Genomic DNA, 11,866 nt, shown 5'->3' with positions numbered 1-11,866 from the left:
CGACGATGACGGGAGAGGTCGGATGATCGGTCGACTGCACTCGGTGGTGCTGGACTGTCCCGACGCCGAAAAGTTGGCGGAGTTCTACGTCGAGCTGACCGGCCTGGAATGGGCCGACAGCGACGGGTACTGGGTGACGCTGAAGGGCCCGGACGGGCATCCCCGCCTGTGCCTCCAGAGCGTCGCCGACTACCAGCCGCCTCAGTGGCCGGATCCGACTTTCCCGCAGCAGGCCCACCTCGACGTGGAGGTGGACGACATCCAGGAGGCCGAACAGGCCGTGCTCCGGCTCGGCGCCAGCCTGCTGCGCGGCGGCGGGAGCCGCAACCACGGTTTCCGGGTCTACGCCGACCCGGTGGGGCATCCGTTCTGCCTGGTGTGGGGTCAGGACTAACGCCATGGCCAACCAGGACCAGGCGGTGGAGTTCCGCCGTACCGCGGGTGCTTTCGCCACCGGCGTCGGCATCGTCAGCAGCGTGCACGACGACATTCCGCTGGCGATGACGGTCAACTCGTTCACCACCGTGTCGCTGCACCCCACCCTGGTTCTGATCTGCCTGAAGCACCGGAGTCGACTGCTCGCCCAGATCCGTGACTCCAGCATCTTCGCGGTCACCGTACTGGCGGCGGACCAACGGGACGTCGCCCGGTGGTTCGCCGACGCCCGGCGGCCCTCCGGCGCTGCCGCGTTCTCCGGCGTCCGGGTGCACCGGGCGCCGGCGACCGGCTGCCTCGTGTTCAGCGACGGACTGGCCTACTTCGACTGCCGGGTGCGTGACCTCTCGGACCAGGGCGACCACTCGGTGGTCATCGGGGAGGCGGTGTCCTACGGCGCCCTGCACCCGACCAGGGCGCCGCTGCTGTTCCTGCACGGGTCGTACCGGTCGATCGCGTCGATGCCTGCCGCGTAGCGGGTGGAGACGGCGGCTCGGCGGTGGCGTACGACGGCTCACCACCCTCACGACTCTGCCGGGGCCCTGGAGGCACAGCCAGGGCATTTGCAAGATCACGCTATGGCCGGATTGTCGGTTATGCGGTATTCATGCCGATCCATTCCGCACCGTGGCCAAGCGGCCACTGTACCGGGCCGCGGCCCACACACGACGGCGATGGGCATGCCGATGGCAGGGTGGCTAATCGTCGAAGTACGTCAATATAGAGATGCATGCACACTGGTGCCGCTTCTAGGGTTCGATTCACCACCGAGTCGAGTCCCGGTGGTGGAGGGAGATCCAGGACATGAAGGTTCGCACCCTGCTGGTGAGCCTCATCGTGGCGGCGGCCGCCGTGGTCACGCCGGCCGCGGCGAGCGCCGCGCCGCCGTCGTCCGACGGCGGCGCGGGCACGCTGATCGTCGATGGCCGCCGCCGCGTTCCTGGTCGTCACCCGCGCCGCCGAAGCCTCGAAGGGGGCATCACCGCAGACGCAGGCAGCCTGATCCCGTTGACCAGCAACGAGATCCGCCGCCTGTTCGCCCACCTCGTCCTCATCGGGCGTACCGCAGCTGAGCACGTGCTGCACTGGTCAACCTGGCGCCGCCGCCGGCAAGCTCAAGCGAAAGCCTCCCATTACCGTAAACGACTCGAACCGCCATAAGGCACGACCCGCCGTTGCAGTACTAGGTCGTGTGTCATAAGTGCCGTTCGAGGCGCCGGAGCCAGTTGTCGATCATGCTGATGGTGGCGGTGGCTTCGTAGCGCACTGCGAGTTTGTCGTAGCGGGTGGCCACGGCACGGTGCTGTTTGAGCAGGCTGATGCCGCACTCCACGGCGTGACGCTGCCGGTATGCGCTGGGGTCGAAGGCGGGTGGCCGGCCACCCGCCGAGCCCTTCTTACGACGGTTCGCGGCCTGGTCGGCCTTGACCGGGATGACACAGCCGATACCACGGCGCCGCAGGTAGCCGCGGTTGGCCTTGCTGCTGTACGCCTTGTCCGCCAGGACCCGCTGCGGCCGACACCGGGGCCGGCCGACACCGAGACGAGGCACCCGGATGCGGTCCAGCACAGTGGTGAACTGCGGGCTGTCGCCGCGCTGCCCACCGGTGATGACGAACGCCAGCACCATGCGGCCCTGCTCGCAGGCCAGGTGCAGCTTGGTCGTCAGACCGCCCCGGGACCGGCCCAGCGCGTGATCCGCCGGCTCGGCGGCGCTGCTGCCGCCCGGCGGCTCGACCTGCGTGTGACTGCCCCGGCGGGCGCCGGCGGCGTGCTGATGCGCCCGCACGATCGTGGAGTCCACACTCACGTCCCAGGAGATCAACCCGAGCGCGTCGGCCCTACCCTGCAACCCGGCCAGGATCCCCGCCCACACCCCCGCCCGCTGCCAGCGCCGGTACAGCCCGTACACCGTCCGCCAGTGCCCATAGCAGTCCGGCACGTCCCGCCACGGCGCACCCGTACGGACCCGCCACCTGATCCCGTCAATGAGCTGCCGCTTGCTCCACTTCGGCGGCCGACCCGGCTTCTTCCGCCCGGGCAGCAACGGCTCCAGCACCGCCCACTGCGCGTCGGTCAGGTCGTGCCGCCTCGTCACCACTACGCTGGCCACGAGGTCTCCGTGCAGATGGTTGTCTTGGTCGATAACCCATCTACCGGAGACCTCACCGCATATCGATCACCGACACACCCAGCCGATCACCTCACAGCAGGGCCACGGGCACTTATGACACACGGCCTAGGCCGCCGTCGGTCCGGGCCGGCCTCCTGATATCGGACGAACGTGCGCTCACCCGGGTTGGGTCGGATCTCGGTGTGCACCCCGAGAACCACCCACGGGTCGAACGCGCTGTCACGCTCAAGCACCTCGAAGCTGTGGTTGCGGTAGAACCGCTCCAGCGCCGGGCTGTCGGCCATCTGCCCGTACGTAATCATGTAGCCGCAACGGGCGTACATCTGCTGGCAGCGGTATAGCAACGCACTGCCGATCCCGTGACCGCGCATCGCCTCATCAACCGCGATCGCCTTGACCCGCACGATCCACATCACACCAGCCATGACCAGCTGGGACAGCTGCTCACCGGTCAACCCTGTTCGCCGGTGATGCTCGACGAGCTGCTGGATCACACCGCCCGGCGGGTACGCAACCAGCGCCCCGATGACACCGTACTCATCGTGCTCGGCCACCAACACCAGGGTCGTTGGCGGCAGCAGCCGGCGCAGATCCATGGCCCCCGGACCGATGAACGTCTCAGCCATGTGCCGCATGAACATGTCCGGACCACCGTTTAGGCCGGCCCGCAATGCGGTCCCACCGACACCGGCCTCCACCGCGTCGGCGACTGCCTCTTCTAGACGAGTTGTTCCGAATTCCGGTCAGTGGTCGTAGGCGATCAGTGACCGGGTGACGGGCGCGCCGGTCTTGTTGTTGTGCCAGATCGCGGCTGCCATGGCCAGGAGACGCTGGGCCACTCGTACGGCGACCCCGGTGAAGGTTCGTCCGCCGTGTTGTTCCAGGTCGAGTTGGCCTTTGAGGGTGTCATTGACCGACTCGATCAACTGTCGGACCTTCTTCAACATGGGCTCGCCGTAGCGGGCCTTCTCCCGCTTGCGTGACGGACGCAGCAGTTCGATGCCCTGCACGGCCAGGTCCCTCTCGAACGTCTTGGACGCGAAGCCCTTGTCCGAGATCAGCAGGATGCCCTGGTGTTCGGCGACCACACCGGCCTCGACCTCCAGCATCGCGGCCAGGACTTCCCGCTCGCCGATCTTCGGGTTGGCCAGGGCCCACAGGATCGGCATCCCGGTCGGGGTACACACCAGGTACAGCCGTAGCCCCCAGAAGAACCGGGAGTGCGAGGCGCAGTAGCCGTACCCGGCCCAACCGGCCAGGTCCGAGCGTTGCACCGTCGGGCGGGACATGCCGCACGGGATCGGGGTGGAGTCGACGATCCAGTGGTTGTCGAACCAGAAGTCACTGTCGCGGGCCAGGTCCCGGATCACCTTCTTGACCAGCGGCAGGGCGGCGCGGAGCCGCTTGTTGTAGCCCGGCCGCTGGGGCAGGTACGGGAACATGCCGGCCAGGTGGATGCGGGCGTAGCGAATCCAGTGCGCCTCCGAGCGGGCGCCGAGCAGTACCTGCGCCACGGCCAGGCAGACCAGCTCGGAGTCGGTCAGCAGCGGTGGCCTGCCACGCCACCGGGGCGTCCGGATACTGTCGTCGATCTTCACGTACAGTGCGGTCAAGAGGGTGTCCAAGTCTTGCGTCACAACACGATCTTGGATGCCCTCTCTTCATGCCCAGACATCGACCCCTGACATCGGAACTACTCGTCTAGATGAACTCCCGCGAGCGCAGAGAGGCGACCCACCGTAGCCATGTCCGCGCCTCGGGCCAGCCGCACTCGCACCTTGTCCCTTACTCGCCAGCCGCCGACCAGGTGCTGCTCCGTCAGGTCCGTGCCCGCCGACGCGGACAGCCGCGCTGCCGGGATCGGACGCCGAATCGGCTCCCGGCGCCGAGACCGGCTGCTGCGCTTACCCACCACAAGCTCCCTCCCATCGGCGACTCTTGTCAGAGAATAATCGCTCTGTTGCTATGCGATGTACTTCGATTGAGAGATGTGTGGGGGTAAGGGGGCGCCCACGACATCGACGTTGATGGGATAAAGGTCGATATCCGCCGAATGTGACGGGCATGCTGTCATCAGCGGACGGCGCTGCGGGTAAGAAAATCTTGATCCGGCGGTTCACGCAGCCCTGTGTTTCGCCCTCTACCTATCAGTGCCGTGCACCAGCGCGGCCCCGACGAGTGAAGCGAGGTTCAGTGGACGCATCCAACTGGGGCGGACTCGCGGCTGCCGCTGTCGCCAGCCTCACCGGGTTGCTGGCACTGTGGATCCGCGTCCGGTGGCGCGTACGACAGGAGAAGGCCCGCGGTGACTCGCTCATCGCGATCGCCGAGGCGTTGCCCCACGGTGGCCGACTCCGTGACCAACGCGCCGACGGGTCATGCATCACCCTTACCGTGCCCGCCGCATCCGTCACCGGGAGCCCTCGTGGATGACAAGACCACCGAGCGGGCCGAGCCGCCAGCGCAGCACGGCAACTGGTCCTGGACGCTCCACCGGACGCTATACGCCCAGACAGACGAAGCTACGGTGTGCGATCGAGAACGGATCCGCCAGGAGTTCAGCGCGTTCTACGAGGGGTTTATGACCCGGCTGGGTGCCTGGCTATACCTGCACGGCTGGGCGTCCGAGGCTGACGCCTACGACATCGCGCAGGAGACGATGCGCCTGGCGTTCGAAAAGTGGTCCACGATCGAGCACCCCAAGGCCTGGGCGCGGAGGACCGCCTCGCGGCTGTGCGTTCAGCGACTGGCAGAGAACAAGATGCTCCCACTAGAGGACAACGAGGAGAGGATCCCGCGCAAGGCGGACGCCTCCGGATACACCGCCTCGGACACCCTGCACGACTTCCGGGCAGCTCTGCAGCAACTCCCTCCGCGCCAACGCCAGATGCTGCTGTGGGCATCCGAGGAGTACGAGCCCCTCCCTGTCACGCTGATGTGAGACAGCCCGTCTACCAGGGGATACTCTTCCTGGACGGCCCTGAGGAGAGCACATCAGCATGACGTCGAGGCCCCATGAGAGTCTGGATCCGGACGCCCGGCCCCAGCGGCGGACATTCACCGCGGAGTTCAAGGCGAGGATTCTGGACGAGTACGAGTCGGCGCCGGATGCGGCGGCTCGCGGGGCGATTCTGCGCCGGGAACGGCTGTACGGTTCACACCTTCTCGACTGGCGCAAGGCGCGGGATGCCGGAGCCGCGGCCGGCCTGACGGACCGGCGGCAATCGGCTGCGCGGGCGGCGAAGAAGGCCGAGAACGCTGAACTTTCCCGTCTTCAGCGGGAGAACGCCCGCCTGCAGGCCGAGTTGAACAAGACCCAGACCGCGTTGTCGATCATGGGAAAAGCTCACGCGCTCTTGGAACTGCTCTCCGAGAGCGCGGATGCCGTGGCGATGCCGAACTCGTCCTCGCCGAGGCGCAGGCGGCGCTGACGCCGTTGTGGGGCATCGCGCCCGCGTGCCGGCTGACCGGCCTGTCGAGGGCGACGCTGTATCGCCGTAGTGCCCCGCCGCTGGTCTCCCGGCCACGGGCGCCGCGTAAGCCGCCGCCGTCCGCGCTGACCGAGCCTGAACGCCGGCAGGTCCTGGACCTGCTCAACAGCCCGCCATACGTGGATCTGGCCCCGGCGCAGGTGTGGGCCCGCGAACTCGACGAGGGCCGCTGGTGGTGCTCGGAGTCCACGATGTACCGGATCCTGCGGGCCGCCGGGCAGACCGGCGAACGCCGCAGCCAGGCCACCCATCCGGCCCGGACCAAACCCGAACTGGTCGCCGACGCCGCGAATCAGGTGTGGTCGTGGGACATCACGAAGCTGCGCGGCCCGGTCAAGGGCGTCTGGTTCCACCTTTACACGGTGATCGACATCTGGTCCCGCTACGTCGTCGGGCACATGGTCGCCGCCCACGAGGACGGCCAACTCGCCGAAGCGCTGATCGCCGACGCCGCCGCCCGCGAACGCGTGAACCCCGATCAGCTGACCGTGCACGCCGACCGCGGCGCCGCGATGACCAGCAAGACCGTCACCCAGCTGCTGACCGATCTCAAAATCGGCCGCAGCCACAGCCGGCCCAAGACCTCCAACGACAACCCGTACATCGAGGCCAGCTTCAAGACACTCAAGTACGACCCCACGTTCCCAGAGCGGTTCGGATCGATCCAGCACGCCCGACAGCACTGCGAAGCGTTCTACAGCTACTACAACCACGAACACCGGCACTCCGGGATCGGCCTGCACACCCCGGCATCGGTCCACCACGGCACCGCCGGACAGATCCGTGAACAGCGGCAACGCACCCTCGACGCCGCCTGGGCCGCACATCCCGAACGGTTCGGACGCCGCCGTCCCCAACCACCCCGGCTACCGGACCGGGCATGGATCAACAAACCCGACAACAGCCACCCGGAACAGGCCGTGACCTCGGCCGGAGCCCCTCTTCCACCAGCACAAAGCTAAACAAAATCAAGAAATTGTCTCAGTTGACTTGACAGGTTCCGAGCCGGCCGAAATCGCCAGGGAGTTGAACATGACGCCAGAAGCGGTGCGAAGCAGCCTGTGGAAAGCAAGACGCAAACTCGCCGAGATCATGCGGGCGCAGGACCCGGGCGAGCAGTGAGCGAGGGGGCGACCATGAACAACCGGACCACACCAACGCCGAATAGCCGCCCTGCAGCCGCTGATTTGAAGCCGCCCATGAAGATCTGGAACGCCGAGGGCATCAATGCAGCGGTCCGTGCTGCCCGTAACGAAATCCAGCGCCAGTTCGAGAAGACGTGGGACGTCACGGCGGGGCTGCAGGAAATCATGCTCGCCGAGCACTACCACCAGGCAGTCGAATCCCACGAGGGCAAGGTCAACCTCGAAGCCGGCTTGGCGGAGATCGTCGGCCCACCGTCGCCACTCTGGCCTGACAGGGTCAACGAGGGTTCAACCCTGCCCACCGACGGCGCCATCGACCTCGTCGTGACAGGCAACGGCACCTACAAGGTGTACCAGGCGAAGGTCATGCACCAGTCCCTCCCGACTCCGCGTGACACCCTTGCACAGATCCGCTCCGTGGCAGGCAGGATCCTCACCACCATCGAGGAGGTCCGGCAGACGGACGCGGCTGCGCTCATCCACAGCGTCCCGTACGCCGAGGCCATGTCTCTCGCGCGTCGCTCAGCGGAGAGACTGCAAGGCCTGCCAGACGCCATCGAGGATCGGCTCGTCACGCGGGAACAAGCGGTGCAGGTGGTGGAAAGCACGGGGACCGCCTGCCAAGCCATGTGGCGGCATTTGCACCTCCGCACAGTTGGCGACTCGCCGCTCCCACTGGGCGTCAGGTACTGCGAGCAGGCTCTGCTCGATCTGTCCAAGGAGGCATTCCAACTCCGTGCACCCGTGCAACGTCTGTTCGACCCCTCGGACGACTTGGTCGACATCATGGGATGACTCGGGCCCAGGGGTTGTCCCTTGGGTTTCGTCAAGCGGTGACCGGGCTGGCCGGGTGGCCCGTCACTGCGGCGGTATCCACAGCAGCGGCGGGTGACCGGTAGAGCCCCCACGCCACAGAGTCGGCCGCGGCGATGCCGGAGCCACCAATCGATCCACCGCAACTGGAGGCGCTACGGGGCAGCATCGACGTACTCACGGATCGCCCCGTTGAGCGGCGACACGCACGTGAGCCCGATGACCCCGCGGAGGACGACCTACCGACGCTCGAACGGCTGATCGCCAGAGCCCCCACCCCAGGGCTCCGGCAAGGTAGCGATATGACCGGTGTGGCCGTTTGAGTGCAGACGCTCCTGATCATGACGGTATAGAGACAGGCGCGGCCTTTCGCTGATCATCCAGGTGTCGAAGCTGGGAAGATCAAAGAGGACCGCGCCCGTTGGGATCATCATCGCTGATTGACGTGTTGGCTGTGCACGCGGACCGCCTTGACGAGCCGTTGACAGGCTGCCGGACGAGCTTGGTCACGGCGTTGAGGCAGGTGCCGGACCGGCGAGACCCACGCGGTGTCGTCCATGCGCTGCCCGGGGTCCTGGCCGCCGCGGTCGCGGCGGTGTTGACCGGCGCCCGGTCCGCGGCGGCCGTCGCCGAATGGGCCGGTGACGTCCCGCAGCAGGTCCTCGCCGAGTTGGGCGTGTTCCGAGACCCGCTCACCGGGGTGTATCGGGCGCCGGACGAGTCCACATTCCGGCGGATCCTGGCTGGCGTCGACGCCGACGCTTTGGACGACGTGGTCGGCCGGTGGCTCATCACGTCCAGGCCGGCGGCAGGAACCCCGACCGGCCGGCGTGTATACAGCGTGGACGGCAAGACCCTGCGGGGCAGCGGACCGGCCGGAGCGCAGGTGCACCTGCTGGCCGTACTGGACCAACGCACAGGGGCGGTCCTCGCCCAAGTCGACGTGGCCGGCAAGACCAATGAGCTGTTCAGGTCTCGCGCGACGTTCTGGTTGGTTGGAAGATGTGGGTCGGTCGGCCTGGTCGACGCCGTGTGATCTTGGTGCGGGAGAGCCCGTGAATGAGCTTGGCGCGAGGGCTTGGGGCAGGCGCCCTGGATTGTTGCCGGTGAGCACGTGAGCCAGATTCTTTGTTGAGCTGTGCCCTCACCAGGCCAACCGCTACGGATCGAGGCGGCTGGACGAGGTGGTGAGTTCATGGATGTGATCGTGGAACGGGTCGCCGGCCTGGACGTCAGCAAGGCTGACGTGAAGGCCTGCGTCCGCTCTCCCCGGCAAGGAGCAGGCCGGCGTTACGGGCAGGAGGTTCGCACGTTCGCCACGATGACGCGTCAGCTGATGGTGTTGGCGGATTGGCTGGCCGAGTCTCATGTCGAGCTGGTCGTGATGGAGGCGACCGGCGATTACTGGAAGCCCGTGTTCTACGTGCTTGAAGAGCGGTTCACCGTGTGGCTGATCAACGCTCGTGACGTCAAGAAGGTCCCCGGACGCAAGACCGACGTCAAAGATGCCGAGTGGCTCGCCCAGCTGGCGCAGCACGGGCTGGTCTCGCCGTCATTCGTGCCCCCGCCGGCCATACGCAGGCTCCGGGACCTCACCCGGCAGCGGGTCAACCTCGTCCGAGAGCGCGTACGTGCGCTGCATCGGCTGGAGAGCGTCCTCGAGGACGCTGGGATCAAGATGTCCACGGTGATGAGCCGAACCCTCACCATGTCCGGGCGGCTCATGATCGAGGCGCTTGTCGCCGGCGAACGGGATCCCCGCGTGCTGGCTGACCTGGCGCTGGGCAAGGCCCGGCCGAAGATCGTGCAACTCCGTGAAGCGTTGATCGGCCGGTTCGACGACAATCACGCTTTCCTCGCCGGGCAGGCGTTGAACCACATCGACTACCTGGACGCCCGTATCGCGGCTTTCACTGCCCAGATCGAGCACTTGACACAGGAGCAGGCACGCCAGCGAGAGCTACTGGTCAGCATCCCAGGCGTCTCGGACCGGATCGCCGAGGTCATCCTCGCCGAGACCGGCGGCGACATGACACGATTCCGTACCGCTGCCGCGCTGGCCAGCTGGGCCGGAGTCGCCCCAGGGAACAACGTATCCGCAGGCAAGAACCTGTCGGGAAGCACCACCCACGGCAACCGCTGGCTGCTCGCCGCGCTCGGTGACGCCGCTGCAGCCGCCGCCCGAACCAGAAACACCTACCTCAACAGCTACTACAAGAGGATGGTCAAACGACGCGGACCACGACGGGCACTCGTCGCCGTCATGCACAAGATCCTCACCGCGGTCTGGCACATGCTCAGCCACGACATGCCCTACCACGACCTCGGACTCGACTACTTCCACCGCCGCCCCGAACAGATCGAACGACGCAAACGCAGACTCTTGCACGAGCTGACCGAACTCGGCGTCGACACCAGTCACCTCGTCGCTACCGGATGACCTGACATCAAGATCTCCGATACCGACCCGGCGGCTCAGGGCCATCCGGGTCCATCTCGCCACGCCCGCCTACTGACCATTTTCGAGCCAGATCACCCGATTCGCACCGCTGCTGGCCGCCCTCGACCTGAGCGCGGCACTCGTCACCGCTGATGCGTTACACACCCAACGCGAGCACGCCCGCTGGCTCGCCGAGACCAAGCACGCCGGCTACCTGTTCACCGTGAAGAACAACCAGCCGCGCCTGTACCGGCAGCTCAAAGCCCTGCCCTGGACGAAGGTCCCGGTCCAAGACCAGACCCGCGAACGCGGCCACGGCCGCTACGACATCCGCCGTCTACAAGCGGTCACCTGCACCGGGCCGCTCGCACTGGACTTCCCACACGCCGTCCAAGCCCTGCGGATCCGCCGCCGCCGACTCAACCTGACCACCGGCCGCTGGTCCACCGTCACCGTCTACGCCATCACCAACCTGACCGCCGCCCAGGCCAGCCCCGCCGACCTGGCCGACGGGCTACGCGGACACTGGGCCATCGAAACGCTGCCCCACATCCGCGACACCACCTACGGCGAAGACGCCAGCCGCCTGCGCACCGGCAACGCACCCCGCGCAATGGCCACCCTGCGCAATACCGCGATCAGCCTGCTCCGCCTCGCCGGCATCACCACCATCGCCCAAGCCCTCCGCCGCAACAGCCGAAACCCCTACCGACCGCTACAACTCCTCGGACTCACCTGAAATCCGGCATATGACTACCTTGCCGGAGCCCTGGGCCTTCGTGACCACGCTGGTCTGGGGTCGTTGGCGAGGTAGGCCCGACGAGCGTCAGCGCTGATGGGCCGGGACGAGGCCCGGCCCATCAGCCCTGGCTGATCAGCAGGTGATCGTGCGGTGAGTGCTCACCATCTGGTGGCCGGAGTTCGACTCCAGGATCGTGCGGTAGGTCCAGGTACCGGGCACACAGCCCGCACCGGCAGACACCCAGTTGTTGCCGGTGTGGTTGTTTGTCGCCTCGTTCTGCCACCAGGCACCGCCGCGGTGGCGCTGCACGGTGATGGTCCAGAAGGTCTGGTCACCGCAGTCCCACTTCTCCCCCCAGCCGCGCACGATGCCGCCGTCCTTGTTGGGGGCGTGGGCGGCGTACCAGCACGCCGCCTGCAGGGCGTCGGTGGCGCGTGCGTCGGTGGCGGTGGAGGCCGCCGACGCAGGCGTACCGAGAACAGCGGTCGCGATGGCGAGGGCTGCGCCAATGCTGAACGCGGTGGTAATGCGTCGCGGCAGTGCCTCGTTCATGGTCATTACAACGCTCCTTAGTGAAGGCGGCCGAAGTGCCGCCCGATCAGTTCAGCGCGCTATCGGGTTCCTGCAGAAGGGCCTGAGGAAACGCCGTACACTGCCTGGACACGA

General features: G+C 67.0%; 14 protein-coding genes. 10 read left to right on the top strand and 4 right to left on the bottom strand.

Annotated features, from left to right (window positions below; genetic code table 11):
* Positions 1-22 precede the first annotated feature (22 nt).
* From ID554_RS12090 to ID554_RS12080, 3 genes are all read left to right on the top strand, one after another.
* Positions 23-394, top strand: a complete 372-nt coding sequence (locus ID554_RS12090) for a VOC family protein (protein WP_191088799.1) — start codon at positions 23-25, stop codon at positions 392-394.
* 4 nt (positions 395-398) lie between these two features.
* Positions 399-911: a flavin reductase family protein gene (locus ID554_RS12085; RefSeq protein WP_191088798.1), complete on the top strand. Its 513-nt coding sequence runs from the start codon at positions 399-401 to the stop codon at positions 909-911.
* 328 nt (positions 912-1,239) lie between these two features.
* Positions 1,240-1,596, top strand: coding sequence for a hypothetical protein (locus ID554_RS12080; protein WP_191088797.1), 357 nt, complete (start codon positions 1,240-1,242; stop codon positions 1,594-1,596).
* Between the two features lie 34 nt (positions 1,597-1,630).
* Here ID554_RS12080 and ID554_RS12075 read toward each other — a convergent pair whose 3' ends face one another.
* From ID554_RS12075 to ID554_RS12065, 3 genes are all read right to left on the bottom strand, one after another.
* Positions 1,631-2,548 (bottom strand): IS5 family transposase, encoded by a 918-nt coding sequence (locus tag ID554_RS12075; protein WP_191088674.1) that lies wholly within the window; start codon positions 2,546-2,548, stop codon positions 1,631-1,633.
* 86 nt (positions 2,549-2,634) lie between these two features.
* Entirely contained in the window at positions 2,635-3,195 is a 561-nt protein-coding gene (locus ID554_RS12070) for a GNAT family N-acetyltransferase (RefSeq protein ID WP_191088796.1), read from the bottom strand.
* A 117-nt stretch (positions 3,196-3,312) separates the two neighbouring features.
* The gene (locus ID554_RS12065) at positions 3,313-4,206 is read right to left on the bottom strand and encodes an IS982 family transposase (RefSeq protein ID WP_191088552.1); all 894 of its coding nucleotides are present in this window, start codon (positions 4,204-4,206) and stop codon (positions 3,313-3,315) included.
* A 788-nt stretch (positions 4,207-4,994) separates the two neighbouring features.
* On the opposite strand from ID554_RS12065, the gene ID554_RS12060 reads away from it, so the two are divergent.
* The 7 genes from ID554_RS12060 (at position 4,995) to ID554_RS12025 (ending at position 11,197) form a co-directional block, all read left to right on the top strand.
* Positions 4,995-5,510 (top strand): RNA polymerase sigma factor, encoded by a 516-nt coding sequence (locus ID554_RS12060; RefSeq protein WP_191088795.1) that lies wholly within the window; start codon positions 4,995-4,997, stop codon positions 5,508-5,510.
* A 58-nt stretch (positions 5,511-5,568) separates the two neighbouring features.
* Positions 5,569-6,000 (top strand): transposase, encoded by a 432-nt coding sequence (locus tag ID554_RS12055; RefSeq protein WP_113974894.1) that lies wholly within the window; start codon positions 5,569-5,571, stop codon positions 5,998-6,000.
* A gap of 5 nt (positions 6,001-6,005) precedes the next feature.
* On the top strand, positions 6,006-7,022 hold the full coding sequence (locus ID554_RS12050; protein WP_113974893.1) for an IS3 family transposase: 1,017 nt from the start codon (positions 6,006-6,008) through the stop codon (positions 7,020-7,022).
* Positions 7,023-7,196: 174 nt separating this feature from the next.
* The gene (locus tag ID554_RS12040; protein WP_191088793.1) at positions 7,197-8,000 is read left to right on the top strand and encodes a hypothetical protein; all 804 of its coding nucleotides are present in this window, start codon (positions 7,197-7,199) and stop codon (positions 7,998-8,000) included.
* Between the two features lie 541 nt (positions 8,001-8,541).
* Positions 8,542-9,054, top strand: coding sequence for a transposase family protein (locus ID554_RS12035; protein ID WP_263407333.1), 513 nt, complete (start codon positions 8,542-8,544; stop codon positions 9,052-9,054).
* Between the two features lie 159 nt (positions 9,055-9,213).
* The gene (locus ID554_RS12030) at positions 9,214-10,458 is read left to right on the top strand and encodes an IS110 family RNA-guided transposase (RefSeq protein ID WP_191088792.1); all 1,245 of its coding nucleotides are present in this window, start codon (positions 9,214-9,216) and stop codon (positions 10,456-10,458) included.
* A gap of 91 nt (positions 10,459-10,549) precedes the next feature.
* Positions 10,550-11,197 carry an ISAs1 family transposase gene (locus tag ID554_RS12025; RefSeq protein ID WP_223884658.1) on the top strand — a complete coding sequence of 216 codons (648 nt, stop codon included), beginning with the start codon at positions 10,550-10,552 and terminating at the stop codon, positions 11,195-11,197.
* 135 nt (positions 11,198-11,332) lie between these two features.
* On the opposite strand, the gene ID554_RS12020 is transcribed toward ID554_RS12025, so the two are convergent.
* Positions 11,333-11,758: a hypothetical protein gene (locus ID554_RS12020; RefSeq protein ID WP_191088791.1), complete on the bottom strand. Its 426-nt coding sequence runs from the start codon at positions 11,756-11,758 to the stop codon at positions 11,333-11,335.
* Positions 11,759-11,866 lie beyond the last annotated feature (108 nt).

The organism is Micromonospora craniellae (genome assembly GCF_014764405.1).
Lineage (GTDB): Bacteria > Actinomycetota > Actinomycetes > Mycobacteriales > Micromonosporaceae > Micromonospora > Micromonospora craniellae.
This window is presented reverse-complemented; position numbering and strand designations above follow the sequence as displayed.